Genomic DNA, 17,069 nt, shown 5'->3' on the forward strand with positions numbered 1-17,069 from the left:
CCGCTGTCGCTGGTGTAGGTGCCGTACACGCCCAGGTACTGGCTGCGCAGGTCGTTGCGGCCCACGCCCAGGTTCTGGATGCCGCTGGCAAAGCCTCGCACGCTGGAGTCGCCGTCGAGCTGGCCGACGTAGACGCCCGCGCGCCAGTTGGGCATGGCCAGCAGGTCGGTGCCGGCCTGGAAGCCGGTGAGACGGCCCTTGCTCGACGGCGATACCGCGCCGCCCTGCTGGATGTCGATGTCGGTGGAGAGCACGCGGGCCCAGGCGCGGCGATCGGAGCCGGTCGGGGTGGTCGCTGCGCCCTTCACGTCGTCGTCGCCCACGCGCTTGCGCAGGTCACCCAGCATCGCGAGGTTGCCTTGGCGCAGCTGGCCGGGGAGCGCGGAATAGAGCGAGGCTTCGGCGCGATAGGTGATCACGGGCGTGGAGGGCGTGGGAGCCGCGGGCGGCACGGTGGTGCTCGAGCGCAGGTACCAGTTCTCGCCCGCACCGCTGGCATCGGCGGCGTACAGGCGGTACTCGTAGGCGCCGGCATCCACATGGCCGTTGGCCAGGCTGAACGCGTCCTTGGTAGTCTGGGCCGTCGTGGTGGCGCCGTTCTTCGCGGTGACCACCTCGATGCCGTTGCCGCTGGTGAGCGCGCCCAGGCCGCCGAGGTTGGTGATCTGCACCGTCGTCCTGCCGCTGGCGGAGGCGGTGGCGCCGTCGAGCACCAGGCGGTCCGATGGACCCGTGCCGTTGAGCACGGCGCCTAGCCTGAGCACGCCGTTGTTGCCGACGTATGCGCCTGTCACCGTGAGCGTGGTGCCCGCAGTCGCGCCCACGAGCGAGACGGTGCCGCTGTTGGCCAGCGAAGCGACTGTCTGGTTGAACCCCGCGAGGTCCAGCGTGGCGCCCGAGGCCACGCTGTGTGCGGAAGCCGCGCTGAAAGTGTTGGCGGCGCCCGCCTTGAGTGTGCCCTGCGCGACGTTGGTGGCGCCGGTGTAGTCGTTTGCGCCGGACAGCGTCAGCGTGCCCGTGCCTTCCTTCGTGATGAAGCCGCCACCGCTGATGGCCCCGCTCAGGGTCGCGTTGAACGCGCCGGTGTCGATGACCGGATCGGTGCTGCCCGTGAGCCGGATCGCGTTGGCGATCGTCAGCCCGTCTGCGCTGAAGCCCAGGGTGGTGTCGTCGTCCATCGACAGCGTGCCGGTGCCCAGCGCCTGGCTGTTGCCGAGGTTCAGGCGCCCCTGGCGCAGCGCGGTGCCGCCGCTGTAGGTGCTGGCGCCCGAGAGCGTCAGCGTGCCGGTGCCTTGCTTGACCAGCGAGCCGCCGGTGCCGGTCAGGCTGCCGCCGAAGGTCTGCGACGTGTTGTCGGTCAGGGTGAGGGAGTTGGCGCCGAGCGCCACCACGCTGCCCGCCACGCCCGACAGATGCGCCACCGACTGGCTGATGCCGGTCGACAGATCGAACACCGCGCTGGCGCCTGTCAGCGAGACACCCGTCGCCCCGGCCAGCGTGCCTGCGCCGGCCAGCTGCAGCGTGCCGTTGCCGACGATGGTCTCGCCCGTGTAGGTGTTCGCGCTCGTCAGCGTCAGGGTGCCGGCACCGGTCTTCGTCAGGCCGCCCGTACCGCTGATGCCGCTCGCCAGCGTCACGTTGTTGCCGTTGGTGTCGAAGGTGCCGCCGTTTGCGCCCAGCGCGTTCAACCGGCCGGAGATGTCCGTGGTGTTCGCCGCGGCCCATTGCAGGCCACCGCCGTTCAGGGTGATGTTGCCGGTGCCGAGGTTGGCGCCGTTGCTGAAGTTGATCAGGCCGGCATTGACGAGCGTGCCGCCCGAATAGGTGTTCGCGCCGGACAGGACGGTGATGCCGCTGCCGTTCTGCGCCACCGTGCCGGTGCCGGCGATGGCCGTGCCGAAGGTGTAGCTGGCGTCGGACTGGTTGAAGTTGATCCTGCCCGCGTTGTTGATGCTGCCGGCCAGCCCGGTGACGACGCCGGAGGTCGTGCCGTTGGCCGTCGCGTTGCCGATGTTGAGCGTGCCGCCTCCGTTGATGGTGAAGGCGGCGCCTGTCAGGTTCAGCGTGCTGCCGCCACCGAGATTGAGCACGCCCGCACCACCCGCACCGCCGTCGCCGGAGCAGCCGCAGTTGCCGCCCGTGCCGCCCAGACCGCCGATGTAGAGCTGCGTGCCAACCGTGATGGTCGCGCCACCGGTGGCCGTGAGAGTTCCGCTGCCGCCCGTGCCGCCGTTGCCGCCGCGCGTGGAGCCGGCGCCCCCGGAACCCCCTCCGCCACCGGCGCCGCCGATCAGCAGCGTGTTGGTGACGTTCAGGGTCGTCGCGTTGAGATCGAGCACACCCGCGCCCCCGTCCCCTCCGCGGATGCCGCCCAGGTTGGCCCCGTCCCCGCCACCGGCGCCGCCCCCGATCCCGACGTATTCATAGGTTGGCAGGAGGCTGCTGCCACTGGCCGGGCTCGCGAGGGTCTGCGTCGGAGCGGGAACGAAGCCGGCGCCGCCATAGCCCCCCAGGTAGAAGTCCTGCCCGCCATTGCCGCCGCTGATGCTTCCGTTGCCGCCGTCACCGCCGCCCACGCCGCCGGTACCGACGAGGAGCACGTCGGCCGCATGCGCAAACGGCGCGGCGAGGCCCAACGACAGCGCCAGCACCGCACTCGCCGTAGCACGGCCCCCATCCACGGCAGCGCCCTTGACGGCGGACACCGCCAGTTCCGAGACAGCCTGCCAGACGCCCAGCCGCCGGTTCCACACGACCCTGAAAGTGCGATTCATCCTGTTGATCCCGTATTGTTTTGGTGCATTCGGCTGCATGGCCGCAGCCGCGTCTCGCGGAATACCGCTCGGCGGAGGTACTGCCCGCGATGGCAATACCTGCTTTCCGGAGACATGGAGGAGGCACTGTAAGATTTGCAACAGGACGATTCAATTACCCGAAAGAGTAGTCATGAACACCGACCCGATCCTTCTGCAGGAGATCGTTCGCCTCTACGAGGCCGAGCCCGATCTGCTGACGCTGCCTCCCCTCCTCTTCGAAGGCGTTGTCCGCCTGACGGACTCCGACGTGGTCGGCTGGACGGAGGTGCACCACCGCAGCGGCGAGCTGCGCGCATTGCTGTCGGTGGAAGACGACCCGGCCCGCCGCGCGACTGCTTTCCAGGCCTATGCGCGCCACGCGGGCAGCCACCCTTTCTGGCAGAAGGACCCGGCCTTCTACGGCGAGCGCGCGGTGCGCGAGTCGGACGTCTTCACCGACGAGGAATTCATGGCGCTGCCCATGGCCCGCGAGGTGTTCCTGCCGTCGAACGCCCACCGCATCATGGGCGTGCTGATGCTGCACGGCGAGTACTCGCTGGACCTGAGCGCGCACCGCGTCGTCGGGCGGCCGGCCTACAGCGATGCGGAGCGCGACCGGCTCCAGGTCTACCGGGGGCATGTGCTGCGGGCCTACCGCCAGGCCCAGCAGCGCACCGTCGACAAGCTCCCCGCGGCCGACCGCCTGCGCTACGCCTTTCCGGAACTGACGCAACGCCAGGTCGAGGTTGCCGTGTGGATTGCCCAGGGCAACTCGAACGAGGCCATCGCCACCGCCATGAGCGTCAGCCTGGACACCGTCAAGGCGCACCTGAAGGCGATCTTCAGCAAGATCGGCACCGACAGCCGGCTCGCCCTGGCCAAGCTGGTTCATACCGTGCCTCCGTTCTCGCAGATGCCGCCCTTGTGGAGGCTGCCGCTGGAAACCTGGAAGACGCATACAGGGCCCGGCACCGGCGAAGCGCTCGCCGCCGCGCGGTAGGCGGGCAGGCGCCCTCAACGACATCCCGTCGCCACCTGGCAACGATGCCATCGCGCATCGCGATGGATGCTGCCCAAAAACAAGGGGAAAATAGCGACCTCATCGCAAAACGCGATGACTCCCCGCAACCCCATGAGCACGTCCGAACGCAACTTCGCCCGCCGCATCGACCTCACGTCGCTGCAGTTGTTCGTGGCCGTCTGCGAACTGGGCAGCATCGGGCGCGCGGCGGAGCGCGAATTCATCGCGGCCTCGGCCATCAGCAAGCGGCTGTCGGACCTCGAGGCCACGCTCGGCACCACCCTGCTCTACCGCCATGCGCGCGGCGTCGACCTCACGCCCGCCGGGGAAAGCCTGCTGCACCACGCGCGCTCGGTGCTCTACAGCCTCGAGAAGATGCAGGGCGAGCTCAGCGAATACGCCGACGGCGTGCGCGGCCACGTGCGGGTGCACGCCAACATCTCGGCGATCGTGCAGTTCCTGCCGGAAGACCTGGGCGTGTTCACGCGCGCCCACGAGGCCATCAAGATCGATCTTGAAGAACACCTGAGCAGCGAAGTGATCCGCGCGGTGCAGGAAGGCGCGGCCGACCTCGGCGTGTGCCACGTGGCCGGCGGTGCGGGCGAACTGCAGAGCCTCTCGTACCGGCACGACCGGCTCGCCCTGATCGTGCCCACGGGGCACGCGCTGGCGGCGCAGGGCAGCATCGACTTCGTCGATTCGCTCGACTTCGACCACGTCGGCCTGCACACCAACAGCTCCATCTACGTCGCGATGCACGAGGCCGCGCTGGACGCGGGCCGCAGCATCAAGCTGCGCATCCACGTGACGGGCCTGGACGCCATGTGCCGCATGATCGAGAACGGCCTGGGCATCGGCGTGATGCCGCAGCGCGCCTTCGAGCTCATGCGCAACGGCATCGGCCACGGCCTCGCGAGCGTCGCGCTCAACGACGCCTGGGCCGCGCGCGAGATCAGGCTGGTGGCGCGCGACTTCTCCACCCTGCCCGTGGCGGCGCGCTCGCTGGTGAATCACCTGCACGCGGCCGCGGATGCCGGCGAACAGCTCGCGGCCTAGGCCGCAACGACAGACAATTCCATTTCCCCACGAAAGACAGAGACCGACATGGCACGCACGCTCTACGACAAGATCTGGGACGAACACGTCGTCCACACCGAGGAAGACGGCACCGCGATCCTCTACATCGACCGCCACCTGGTACACGAAGTGACCAGCCCGCAGGCATTCGAAGGCCTGCGCGAGGCCGGCCGCAAGCTGTGGCGCATCAGCTCGGTGGTGGCCACCGCCGACCACAACACGCCCACCACCGGCTGGGAGCGCGGCTACGAAGGCATCGCCGACCCGACCAGCAAGGAACAGGTCACCACGCTCGACCACAACATCGCCGAATTCGGCGCCGCCGCGTTCTTCCCCTTCCTGAGCAAGCGCCAGGGCATCGTGCACGTGATCGGCCCCGAGTCGGGCGCGACGCTGCCGGGCATGACTGTCGTGTGCGGCGACTCGCACACCTCCACGCACGGCGCGTTCGGCGCGCTCGCGCACGGCATCGGCACCAGCGAGGTCGAGCACGTGATGGCCACGCAGACGCTGCTGGGCAAGAAGGCCAAGAACATGCTCGTGAAGGTCGAGGGCAAGCTGCCGCTGGGCTGCACGGCCAAGGACATCGTGCTGGCCATCATCGGCAAGATCGGCACGGCCGGCGGCACGGGCTACACCATCGAGTTCGCGGGCTCGGCCATTCGCGACCTGAGCATGGAAGGCCGCATGACGGTCTGCAACATGGCCATCGAGGCCGGCGCGCGCGCCGGGCTGGTGGCGGTCGACGAGAAGACCATCAGCTACGTGAAGGGCCGCCCGCTCGCGCCCACCGGCGTGGAATGGGACCAGGCCGTGACCTACTGGCGCACGCTGCAGTCCGATGCGGGCGCGAAGTTCGACGCCGTGGTCGAACTCGACGCGACGCAGATCCAGCCGCAGGTGACCTGGGGCACCTCGCCCGAGATGGTGGTAGAGATCAACGGCCGCGTGCCCGATCCCGACAAGGAAAAGGACGCCAACAAGCGCGGCGCCATCGAGCGCGCGCTGGTCTACATGGGCCTGGAGCCCAACAAGGCCATGAACGACATCTTCATCGACAAGGTGTTCATCGGCTCGTGCACCAACAGCCGCATCGAGGACATGCGCGAAGCCGCCGCCGTGGTGAAGAAGCTCGGCCAGAAGGTCGCGAAGAACGTGAAGCTCGCGATGGTCGTGCCCGGCTCGGGCGTGGTGAAGGAACAGGCCGAGCGCGAAGGGCTCGACCAGATCTTCAAGGCCGCGGGCTTCGAATGGCGCGAGCCCGGCTGCTCGATGTGCCTGGCGATGAACGCCGACCGCCTGGAACCCGGCGAGCGCTGCGCATCGACCAGCAACCGCAACTTCGAAGGCCGCCAGGGCGCCGGTGGCCGCACCCACCTCGTGAGCCCGGCCATGGCCGCGGCCGCCGCGGTGCACGGCCATTTCGTCGACGTGCGCACCTTCGCCTGAACAGAAGAAAAGAGATCCCCATGAAGCAATTCACCGTGCACAAGGGCCTCGTGGCCCCGATGGACCGCGAGAACGTCGACACCGACGCGATCATCCCGAAGCAGTTCCTCAAGTCGATCAAGAAGACCGGCTTCGGCGTGAACCTGTTCGACGAGTGGCGCTACCTCGACCCGGGCCTGCCCGGCCAGGACCCGGCCAGCCGCAAGCCGAACCCCGACTTCGTGCTGAACCAGCCGCGCTACGCGGGTGCATCGATCCTGCTGGCGCGCCAGAACTTCGGCTGCGGCTCGTCGCGCGAGCATGCGCCGTGGGCGCTCGACCAGTACGGCTTCCGCGCGATCATCGCGCCGAGCTACGCCGACATCTTCTTCAACAACAGCTTCAAGAACGGCCTGCTGCCGATCGTGCTGCCCGCGGCGCAGGTGGCCCAGCTGTTCGACGAGACCTTCGCCTTCCCGGGCTACACGCTGACCATCGACCTGGAGCGCCAGGTGGTCGTGAAGCCCGACGGCCAGGAATTCGCGTTCGACGTGCAGGCCTTCCGCAAGTACTGCCTGCTCAACGGCCTGGACGACATCGGCCTCACGCTGCGCCACAAGGACAAGATCAAGGCCTTCGAGGCCGAGCGCCTGGCTCAGAAGCCGTGGCTCGCGCATACGATGATCTCCTGATCGATCGCGCGCATATCCGTTTTCAAGAAACCTCAGACCAACTTATGAAAATCGCAGTTCTCCCGGGTGACGGCATCGGCACCGAAATCGTGGCGGAAGCCGTCAAGGTGCTCGACGTGCTCGACCTGAAGTTCGAGACGGAATCGGCGCTGGTCGGCGGCGCGGCCTACGAGGCGCACGGCCATCCGCTGCCGGAATCCACGCTCAAGCTCGCCAAGGAAGCGGACGCGGTGCTCTTCGGCGCCGTCGGCGACTGGAAGTACGACAAGCTCGACCGCCCTCTGCGGCCCGAGCAGGCCATCCTGGGGCTGCGCAAGAACCTGGGCCTGTTCGCCAACTTCCGCCCGGCCATCTGCTACGAGGAGCTGGTGGGTGCCTCGAGCCTCAAGCCCGAGCTGATCGCGGGCCTGGACATCCTGATCATCCGCGAGCTGACCGGCGACATCTATTTCGGCCAGCCGCGCGGCCGCCGCACCGCTGTCGACGGGCACTTCCCCGGTGCCGAAGAAGCGTTCGACACGATGCGCTACTCGCGCCCCGAGATCGAGCGCATCGCCCGCGTCGCCTTCGAGGCCGCCCGCAAGCGCAGCAAGCGCGTGACCAGCGTGGACAAGAACAACGTGCTGGAAACCTCGCAGCTGTGGAAAGACGTGATGCTCGACATCGCGAAGGAATATCCGGACGTCGAACTCGACCACATGCTGGTCGACAACGCGGCCATGCAGCTCGTGAAGGCACCCAAGAAGTTCGACGTGGTGGTCACCGGCAACATGTTCGGCGACATCCTCTCGGACGAGGCCGCGATGCTCACCGGCTCCATCGGCATGCTGCCCTCGGCATCGCTCAATTCGAGCAACCAGGGCCTGTACGAGCCCAGCCACGGCAGCGCGCCCGACATTGCCGGCAAAGGGGTTGCCAATCCTTTGGCTACAATCCTGTCCGCTGCCATGATGCTCCGTTTCTCACTCAACCAGCCCGAAGCTGCCGACCGTATCGAGTCGGCGGTCAAGAACGTGCTCGCCTCCGGGCTGCGCACGGGCGATATCTGGTCTGAAGGTACCAAGCGCGTCGGCACCCGCGAGATGGGCGACGCGGTCGTTGCAGCAATCACCAAAAAGACGATTACCGGCTAACCGCAGCCCGCTTCGTCACGCCCCTCCCCGGCTCGACGAGTCGGGCGCAAAAAAGACAACTTTTCTTTTTTTCATAAGGGCAAACTGAAATGGCGAACGCATCTCAACCTCTGGTCGGCCTCGTTGGCTGGCGCGGCATGGTCGGCTCGGTCCTGATGGACCGCATGCAGGCCGAAGGCGACTTCGGTCTCATCGAGCCGGTCTTCTTCTCGACCTCCAACGCCGGCGGCAAGGCCCCGGCCATGGCCAAGAACGAAACCGCGCTGAAGGATGCGAACGACATCGAGGCGCTGAAGAAGTGCGACATCGTCATCACCTGCCAGGGCGGCGACTACACCAGCGAGGTGTTCCCCAAGCTGCGCGCCGCCGGCTGGAACGGGCACTGGATCGACGCCGCCTCCACCCTGCGCATGAAGGACGACGCGATCATCGTGCTCGACCCCGTCAACCTGCCGGTGATCGAGAACGCGCTCGCCAAGGGCGGCAAGAACTGGATCGGCGGCAACTGCACCGTGAGCTGCATGCTCATGGGCGTCGGCGCCCTCTACAAGGCCGGCCTGGTCGAGTGGATGACCAGCATGACCTACCAGGCTGCCTCGGGCGGCGGCGCGCAGCACATGCGCGAGCTGCTGACCCAGTTCGGCACCCTCAACGCCGAAGTGCGTGCCCTGCTGGACGACCCGAAGTCGGCCATCCTCGAGATCGACCGCAAGGTGCTGCACAAGCAGCAGACCCTCAGCGCCGCCGAGACGGCCAACTTCGGCGCACCGCTGGGCGGTTCGCTGATCCCCTGGATCGACAAGGACCTGGGCGACGGCATGTCCAAGGAAGAGTGGAAGGGCGGCGCCGAGACCAACAAGATCCTCGGCCAGGGCGCGGGCTTCGGCACCGCCGCCGTGCCGGTCGACGGCTTCTGCGTACGCATCGGCGCGATGCGCTGCCACAGCCAGGCCCTGACCTTCAAGCTCAAGAAGGACGTGCCGGTGGCCGACATCGAGGCGATGATCGCCGCCGACAACCCCTGGGCCAAGGTCGTGCCGAACACGCGCGAAGCCACGGTGAAGGACCTGACGCCGGTGGCCGTCACGGGCACCATGGACATCCCGGTCGGTCGCATCCGCAAGCTGGCGATGGGGCCGGAGTACGTGGGCGCCTTCACCATCGGCGACCAGCTGCTGTGGGGTGCCGCGGAACCGCTGCGCCGCATGCTGCGCATCCTGCTCGAAGCCTGATGCGGGTTGCTCAGGCCCTTTTGAAACACGAATTGTTGCCATCTGGCAACAGAAGATGTGTGCGTAAGTATGCGCGCACTGGGTAGAACAAGCGCATTGCCTTGTCAGTGCCCAGTGATGATGCTAACGTCCTCTTACAAATTCCGGGCCTGAGCCGCCCCCTATCAGCATGACAAGACATCTGTTGCCTGCGGCCAGCCCATCGGCCGCTCGCCCGCCTCTTCCGTCGAACGGTTGGCGCCTTTCCATTCTCGGCGCGGCGGCAGCCGTGGCCCTGGGCCTCGCGAGCACCGATGCCAGCGCCTTCACGCTGGGCCAGCTGAAGGTGCAGTCGGCCCTCGGCGAACCCTTGCGGGCCGAGATCGATGTGACCGAGATGGCCGCCAACGAAGCGGAAGGCCTGAAGATCAACATCGCCACGGCCGAGGCTTTCAGGAACGCGGGTGTCCCGTACAACTCGGCGCTCAGCGACGTCAAGGCGACGCTGCAGCGCCGCGCCGGCGGCCAGTACGTGGTGCGCCTGAGCGGCAACCGCCCGCTGAACGATCCGTTCATCGACCTGCTGCTCGAAGCCAACGGCGCCTCCGGCCGCATCGTGCGCGACTACACGGTGCTGCTCGATCCGCCGGCCACGCGCCAGGCGGCGACCAGCACGCCGGCCGCCCCCATTTCCCCCCAGATCGCGACTCCGGTCGAACGCACGGCCCCCGCGGCCCGCGCTCGCCGCGAACGCGCCCCCGTGGTGGCCGCGCCTGCGGCTGCAGCCCCGGCACCGGCACCTTCCCCGGCACCCGCAGCTGCGGCACCCGCCCCTGTCACCGCTGCAGCCCCCGCTCGCAGTGCTGGCGGCGGCGAACAGGTCACGGTGCAGCGCGGTGATACCGCCGGCAAGATCGCGGCCACCTACAAGCCGGCCGACGTGTCGCTCGACCAGATGCTGGTCGCGCTGCTCATGGCCAACCCCGACGCCTTCGTCGGCGGCAACGTCAACCGCATGCGTGCCGGTGCGGTGCTCGATCTGCCGAGCTCCGCCGAGGCATCCGCCGTTCCGCCGGCCGAAGCCCGCCGCACGATCACCGCGCAAAGCCGCGACTTCGGCTCTTACCGCCAGCGTCTGGCCGACAACGCTCCGACCTCGAACGTCGCAGCAGCGGGCCGCAAGGCCTCGGGCAAGGTGCAGGCCAACGTCGAAGACCGCAATGCAGCGGCCAGCTCGCCCGACAAGCTCACGATCTCCCAAGGCAATGCGGCCACCCGCGCCGCCGACGAGAAGGTCGCGCAGAACCGCCAGGCGCAGGACAGCAGCAACCGCGTCGCGGAACTGTCGAAGAACATCAGCGAGCTGAACAAGCTCAAGACGGCAACGGGCACCGGCTCTTCCGCGGCCGCACCCGCCGCTGCACCGGCTCCGGCAACGCCGGGCATCCCGGTTCCGGCCCCCAACACCAGCGCGACGGTCGCGCCTCCGGCCGCGAGCCCCGCACCGGCTCCCGCGCCTGCAGCAGCTGCTCCGGTCGCCGCACCAGCACCAGCACCCGCTGCTGCGGCGGCACCTGCAGCGGCTCCCGCCGCTCCGGCTGCAGCCGCGCCCAGCACCCCGCCGACACCCGAAGCCACCCAGGCAGCTCCCGCTGCCGCGGCCACCCCTGCAGCCGATGCGCAAGCCGCGCCTGCCGGCACGCCGCCGGTGGCTGCAGACGCCACTGCTGCTCCCGCAGCTGCGGCAGCGAGCGCCGCAGCTGCCGCCGCGCCGAAGCCCGCCGTGAAGAAGGCAGCTCCGCCGCCCCCGCCGCCGGAGCCCACCTTCCTCGAAGAGCTGATGGACAACCCGCTGATGCTGGCGGGTGCCGCGCTGATCGCGCTGCTGGTCGGCTTCCTGCTGTACCGCGTGCTGGGCCGCCGTCGCGAGGAAATGAGCGAAAGCGTGTTCCTCGAAAGCCGCATCCCGAAGGATTCGTTCTTCGGCGCCAGCGGTGGCGAATCGGTGGACACCAAGCACCGCGGCGACTCCACCGTCTCGTCGCTGTCGTACTCGCCGAGCCAGCTCGACGCGGGCGATGTCGACCCGGTTGCCGAGGCCGACGTGTACCTGGCCTACGGCCGCGACCTGCAGGCAGAGGAAATCCTGCGCGAGGCGCTGCGCCTGAACCCCGATCGCACCGCCATCCACCTCAAGCTGCTCGAGATCCACGCCAAGCGCCGCGACGTGCGTGCCTACGAAAGCCTCGCCACCGAAGTGCACAAGCTGACCGGCGGCCTGGGTTCCGACTGGAATCGCGTGGTCGACATGGGCAAGGACCTCGATCCGGGCAACCCGCTGTACGAATCGGGCTCGCCCCGCAGCGGCGGTAGCGGTGGCGCCAGCGCCGCCGAAACGGCTGCCTTCGCCGGTGCCCTGGCGGCGGCCGCCAAGCCGGCAACGCCTGCTCCGGTGGTGGCGCCTCCGGTGGCCGTGGCACCGCCCGCCTTCGTGCCCTCGGTCGCACCGCTGGACTTCGACCTCGACTTGACCACCCCGCCGGCGCCCGCCCCGGCACCGGCGCCTGCCCCGCAGCACGCGCCCGTCGGCGCCAGCCTGCCGAAGTCGGCCTACGCGCCTGCTCCGACGACGGCACGCCCGGCCGCCCCGCTGTCGAACGGCCACGCCCATGCGACGCCCGTCGACCTCGAGAACGACTTCGACACCGCCCCCGGCGCCCTGTCGGCCGACACGCTCCCCGGCTCGCTGAGCCTGAGCGATCCGGAGCACAACACCCGCCCCGCCATGCTGCGCAACGCGCTGCCGGCCGACTCGGGCTTCATCGAGTTCGACATGAGCGCGCTGGCCGGCCTGCCGGCAGCCCGTCCGGCCGAAACCGCCAAGCCGGCGGCAACGGCTGCCGCGCAGAACGACGAAGGCGACGACAGCCCGCACGCCGTCAAGCTCTCGCTGGCCCGCGAACTGCAGGCCATCGGCGACGTCGAAGGCGCCCGCTCGCTGGTCGAGGAAGTCGAGGCCGAAAGCGCCGGCGATCTCAAGTCGCAAGCCCGTCAACTCCTTGCGGAACTGCGCTGAGCGAGCGTTGCCGCTTTTCCCGGGCTTTCTGAATTCGTGAGGCTGGCGCTAGGCATCCGGTACAACGGCCAGGCGTACGACGGCTGGCAGAGCCAGCCCTCCGGCCGCACGGTTCAGGACAAGCTCGAGGCGGCCCTCTCGAAGTTCGCCGACCAGCCCATCCGCACGCTGTGCGCCGGCCGCACCGACGCAGGCGTGCATGCGCTGATGCAGGTGGTGCACTTCGACACCGCCGTCAAGCGCGAGCCCTTCTCCTGGATGCGTGGCACCAACCGCTTCCTGCCCGATGACATCGCGGTGCAGTGGGCGCACCCGGTGCTCGACGAATTCCACTGCCGCGCCAGCGCCCTGGCGCGTCGCTACGTCTACGTGCTCTCGCAGTCGCCCGTGCGGCCCAGCCTCGATTCGGGCAGGGTCGGCTGGTCGATGCACCCGCTCGACGGCGATGCGATGCGCGCGGCGGCCGCGCTGCTCATCGGCCAGCACGACTTCAGCTCGTTCCGCGCCTCTGCCTGCCAGGCACGCTCGCCGGTCAAGGACCTGCGTCGCATCGAGATTACGCGCGTGGGCAGCGGCGAGCGCTGCCGCTGGCATTTCGAATTCGAGGCCGACGCCTTCCTGCACCACATGATCCGCAACCTGATGGGCTGCCTGGTGCGCATCGGCCGCGGCGACGAGCGGCCCGAATGGATCTCCGAAGTGCTCGAGGCGCGCAGCCGCAAGATTGCCGCGCCCACCTTCTCCGCCGACGGCCTGTATTTCATGGGCCCGTTGTACGACGCCAAGTGGGGTCTGCCGGACGAAGCCACGCTGCAGACCGGCGGGGCTCCGTATGATGGCCCGCCATGAGCGCGCCTCCCCTGCCCCGCACCCGCATCAAGATCTGCGGCCTGACCCGTGAAGCCGATGTCGACGCGGCAATCGAAGCGGGAGCCGACGCGATCGGCTTCGTCCTGTATCCGAAGAGCCCCCGTGCGGTGACGGCCGACCGTGCGGCCGCACTGGCCTCGCGCCTGCCGCCGTTCATCACGCCGGTCCTGCTGTTCGTGAACGAGGATGCTCCCAAAGTCATAGCATCGCTCGCCCAGGTGAAGGGCTCCATCGCGCAGTTCCACGGCGAAGAGACGCCGCAGCAGTGCGAGGAAGCCACCGGCCCGGGCCGCTTCCGCTACATGCGCGCCGCCCGCATTCCGCTGGGGGATGCCGGGGCCGGCTTCGACCTCGTAAAATACGCGTCCGATTACTCCCACGCCCAGGCCATCCTGCTCGACGCGCATGTCGACGGTTATGGCGGTGGCGGCAAGGCATTCGATTGGTCACTTCTTCCACCCGCCGTCGACGCTCACCTCGTCTTGAGTGGTGGGCTCACACCTGCAAACGTGGGCGATGGCATTCGCATCCTGCGGACGTGCTGCAAGACGCTGTCCGTTGATGTGAGCTCGGGCGTCGAAATCGACGGTCCCGGGAACAAGGGCCTCAAGGACGCCGGAAAGATCCGGCAATTCGTCGCAGCAGTCAGGGCTGCCGACGCGTCCTTCTCCAGTTAGCCGCCGCAGCCGATCGTTTGTCGGGCTGCGGCCCACCGATCGAGAACCATGCAAAGCCAATTCCAGGACTACCAGCAACCCGATGCCACCGGCCACTTCGGCAACTACGGCGGCACCTTCGCGAGCGAGACGCTCACCCACGCGATCAACGAACTGCGCGATGCATACGCCAAGTTCAAGGACGATCCGGCGTTCCTCGCGGAATTCCACTACGAGCTCAAGCACTTCGTCGGCCGTCCCTCGCCGATCTATCACGCGGCGCGCACCAGCCGCGAAATGGGCGGCGCGCAGATCTACCTGAAGCGCGAAGACCTGAACCACACCGGCGCCCACAAGATCAACAACGTGATCGGCCAGGCGATGCTCGCGCGGCGCATGGGCAAGCCCCGCGTCATCGCCGAGACCGGCGCCGGCCAGCACGGCGTGGCTACCGCCACCATCTGCGCGCGCTACGGCCTCGAGTGCGTGGTCTACATGGGCAGCCAGGACGTGAAGCGCCAGAGCCCCAACGTCTACCGCATGAACCTGCTCGGCGCGACCGTGGTGCCCGTCGAGTCCGGCAGCAAGACGCTGAAGGACGCGCTCAACGAAGCGATGCGCGACTGGGTCACGAACGTCGAGAACACCTTCTACATCATCGGCACCGTCGCCGGCCCGCACCCCTACCCGACCATGGTGCGCGACTTCCAGAGCGTGATCGGCACCGAGTGCATCGAGCAGATGCCGGCCATGCTCGCGGCCGACGGCATCACAGGCGAAGCCGAGGGCAAGCAGCCCGACGTGGTGATCGCCTGCGTGGGCGGTGGCAGCAACGCCATGGGCATCTTCCACCCCTACATCCCGTTCGCGGGCACGCGCCTGATCGGCGTCGAGGCGGCAGGCGAAGGGCTCGACAGCGGCAAGCACTCGGCTTCCATCCTGCGCGGCAGCCCCGGCGTGTTGCACGGCAACCGCACCTACCTGCTGCAGAACGAGGACGGCCAGATCACCGAAACCCACAGCATCAGCGCGGGCCTCGACTACCCCGGCGTGGGCCCCGAGCACGCGTACCTGGCCGACATCGGCCGCGCCGAGTACGTCGGCATCACCGACACCGAGGCGCTGGACGCCTTCCACTACCTGTGCCGCACGGAGGGCATCATTCCCGCGCTCGAATCCAGCCACGCCGTGGCCCACGCGCTGAAGCTCGCGAAGACCATGCGCCCCGACCAGTCGATCCTGGTGAACCTCTCGGGCCGCGGCGACAAGGACATCGGCACCGTCGCCGACCTGTCGGGCGTCGACTTCTACGACCGCCCCTCGATGCGCGGCCTGAGCGTGAAGGGAGGCAAGTGATGAGCCGCATTGCCGCCACTTTCGAGGCCCTGAAGAAGGAAGGCCGCCGCGCCCTCATTCCGTACGTGACCGCGGGCTTCCCCTTCGCCGACATCACGCCCGATCTCATGCATGGCATGGTCGAGGCCGGCGCCGACGTGATCGAGCTGGGTGTGCCCTTCTCCGACCCCATGGCCGACGGCCCCGTGATCCAGAAGGCCGGCGAGGCCGCGCTGGCGCTTGGCGTGGGCATGAAGCAGGTGCTCGCCATCGTCGCCGCCTTCCGCAAGGCCGACACGACCACGCCGGTGGTGCTGATGGGCTACGCCAACCCGGTCGAGCGCTACGACCTCGTGCACGGCAAGAAGTCCTTCATCCGCGATGCGGCCGCGGCCGGCGTCGACGGCCTGCTGGTGGTCGACTACCCGCCGGAAGAGTGCGAGGACTTCGCCGCCGAACTCAAGGCCGCCGGCATCGACCTGATCTTCCTGCTGGCCCCCACCAGCACCGACGAGCGCATGGCGCAGGTCGCGCGCATCGCCAGCGGCTACGTCTACTACGTGTCGCTCAAGGGCGTGACGGGCGCCGGTCACCTCGATACCGAGGCCGTCGGCCGGATGATCCCGCGCATCCGCGAGCACGTGAGCATTCCGGTGGGCGTGGGCTTCGGCATCCGCGACGCGCGCACGGCGCAGGCCATTGGGTCGGCCGCCGATGCGGTCGTGATCGGCACGAAGATCATTCAACTCATCGAAGACCAGCCCCGCGAAAAAGTCGTGCCGGCGGTGCGCGAATTCCTCGCGGGCATCCGCGAGGCGCTCGACGCCCTGCCCGCCGCGACGGCCAAGAACGCGGCTGGTCGATAATCACCGCCAACACAAGGAGCCCCCATGAGCTGGCTTGAAAAACTGCTACCCGCCAAGATCGCCCAAACCGACCCGTCCGAGCGCCGCCAGGTGCCCGAGGGCCTGTGGATCAAGTGCCCCGCCTGCGAGACCGTTCTGTACAAGACCGACCTCGAGCACAACCAGAACGTCTGCCCCAGCTGCAGCCATCACCACCGCATCGGCGCCCGCGCGCGGCTCGATGCGTTCCTCGACGCCGAGGGCCGCTACGAAGTCGGCCAGGAAGTGCTGCCGGTCGACGCCCTGAAATTCAAGGACAGCCGCAAGTACCCCGAGCGCCTGAAGGAAGCCCTGGAAAACACCGGCGAGACCGACGCGCTGGTCGTCATGGGCGGCTCGGTGCACAGCATCAGCGTGGTCGTGGCCTGCTTCGAGTTCGAGTTCATGGGCGGCTCCATGGGCAGCGTGGTCGGCGAGCGCTTCGTGCGCGGCGTCGAGACCGCCATCGAGCAGAAGGTGCCGTTCATCTGCTTCACCGCCACCGGCGGCGCGCGCATGCAGGAAGGCCTGCTCTCGCTGATGCAGATGGCCAAGACGAACGCCGCGCTCACGCGCCTGGCGAAGAAGGGTCTGCCCTACATCAGCGTGCTGACCGACCCGACCATGGGCGGCGTGTCGGCCGGCTTCGCCTTCGTGGGCGACGTGGTGATCGCCGAGCCCAAGGCGCTGATCGGCTTCGCCGGCCCGCGCGTGATCGAATCGACCGTGCGCGTGACGCTGCCCGAAGGCTTCCAGCGCGCCGAGTTCCTGCAGACCAAGGGCGCCATCGACTTCATCAGCGACCGCCGCGAACTGCGCAAGACGATCGCCAACACGCTGGCGATGCTGCTGCGCCAGCCGGCCGATGCTGTGAGCTGAAGAACGAACGGC

General features: G+C 68.4%; 13 protein-coding genes. 12 read left to right on the forward strand and 1 reads right to left on the reverse strand.

Annotated elements, in window-relative coordinates; genetic code table 11:
* On the reverse strand, positions 1–2,774 hold a 2,774-nt coding region (locus BMY35_RS24540), incomplete at its 3' end, for an autotransporter-associated beta strand repeat-containing protein (RefSeq protein WP_093204965.1).
* Positions 2,775–2,946: 172 nt separating this feature from the next.
* On the opposite strand from BMY35_RS24540, the gene BMY35_RS24545 reads away from it, so the two are divergent.
* The 12 genes from BMY35_RS24545 (at position 2,947) to accD (ending at position 17,057) form a co-directional block, all read left to right on the forward strand.
* Entirely contained in the window at positions 2,947–3,795 is an 849-nt protein-coding gene (locus BMY35_RS24545) for a helix-turn-helix transcriptional regulator (RefSeq protein WP_093204966.1), read from the forward strand.
* Between the two features lie 132 nt (positions 3,796–3,927).
* Positions 3,928–4,872, forward strand: coding sequence for a LysR substrate-binding domain-containing protein (locus tag BMY35_RS24550; RefSeq protein WP_093204969.1), 945 nt, complete (start codon positions 3,928–3,930; stop codon positions 4,870–4,872).
* A gap of 48 nt (positions 4,873–4,920) precedes the next feature.
* Positions 4,921–6,342: a 3-isopropylmalate dehydratase large subunit gene (leuC, locus tag BMY35_RS24555; RefSeq protein WP_093204970.1), complete on the forward strand. Its 1,422-nt coding sequence runs from the start codon at positions 4,921–4,923 to the stop codon at positions 6,340–6,342.
* 20 nt (positions 6,343–6,362) lie between these two features.
* Positions 6,363–7,013: a 3-isopropylmalate dehydratase small subunit gene (gene leuD / locus BMY35_RS24560; RefSeq protein WP_019654089.1), complete on the forward strand. Its 651-nt coding sequence runs from the start codon at positions 6,363–6,365 to the stop codon at positions 7,011–7,013.
* A gap of 44 nt (positions 7,014–7,057) precedes the next feature.
* The gene (gene leuB, locus BMY35_RS24565; protein ID WP_093204971.1) at positions 7,058–8,146 is read left to right on the forward strand and encodes a 3-isopropylmalate dehydrogenase; all 1,089 of its coding nucleotides are present in this window, start codon (positions 7,058–7,060) and stop codon (positions 8,144–8,146) included.
* 89 nt (positions 8,147–8,235) lie between these two features.
* Positions 8,236–9,378 (forward strand): aspartate-semialdehyde dehydrogenase, encoded by a 1,143-nt coding sequence (gene asd, locus BMY35_RS24570; protein WP_019654091.1) that lies wholly within the window; start codon positions 8,236–8,238, stop codon positions 9,376–9,378.
* A 169-nt stretch (positions 9,379–9,547) separates the two neighbouring features.
* A complete protein-coding gene (locus BMY35_RS24575; RefSeq protein WP_093204974.1) occupies positions 9,548–12,433 on the forward strand; it encodes a FimV/HubP family polar landmark protein in 2,886 nt (961 codons plus the stop codon).
* A 36-nt stretch (positions 12,434–12,469) separates the two neighbouring features.
* On the forward strand, positions 12,470–13,282 hold the full coding sequence (gene truA, locus BMY35_RS24580) for a tRNA pseudouridine(38-40) synthase TruA (RefSeq protein ID WP_093204977.1): 813 nt from the start codon (positions 12,470–12,472) through the stop codon (positions 13,280–13,282).
* The gene (locus BMY35_RS24585) at positions 13,279–13,980 is read left to right on the forward strand and encodes a phosphoribosylanthranilate isomerase (protein WP_093204979.1); all 702 of its coding nucleotides are present in this window, start codon (positions 13,279–13,281) and stop codon (positions 13,978–13,980) included. The genes truA and BMY35_RS24585 overlap by 4 nt, the downstream gene beginning before the upstream one ends.
* A 48-nt stretch (positions 13,981–14,028) precedes the next feature.
* Entirely contained in the window at positions 14,029–15,315 is a 1,287-nt protein-coding gene (trpB, locus tag BMY35_RS24590) for a tryptophan synthase subunit beta (RefSeq protein ID WP_093204981.1), read from the forward strand.
* Positions 15,315–16,160 carry a tryptophan synthase subunit alpha gene (gene trpA / locus BMY35_RS24595; RefSeq protein ID WP_093204983.1) on the forward strand — a complete coding sequence of 282 codons (846 nt, stop codon included), beginning with the start codon at positions 15,315–15,317 and terminating at the stop codon, positions 16,158–16,160. Before trpB ends, trpA begins: the two co-directional genes overlap by 1 nt.
* Before the next feature lie 24 nt (positions 16,161–16,184).
* The gene (accD, locus tag BMY35_RS24600) at positions 16,185–17,057 is read left to right on the forward strand and encodes an acetyl-CoA carboxylase, carboxyltransferase subunit beta (RefSeq protein ID WP_019654097.1); all 873 of its coding nucleotides are present in this window, start codon (positions 16,185–16,187) and stop codon (positions 17,055–17,057) included.
* Positions 17,058–17,069: the final 12 nt, after the last annotated feature.

Origin of the sequence: Variovorax sp. YR750, assembly GCF_900109805.1 — a bacterium.
In the GTDB taxonomy this organism is placed as follows: Bacteria; Pseudomonadota; Gammaproteobacteria; order Burkholderiales; family Burkholderiaceae_C; genus Variovorax; species Variovorax gossypii.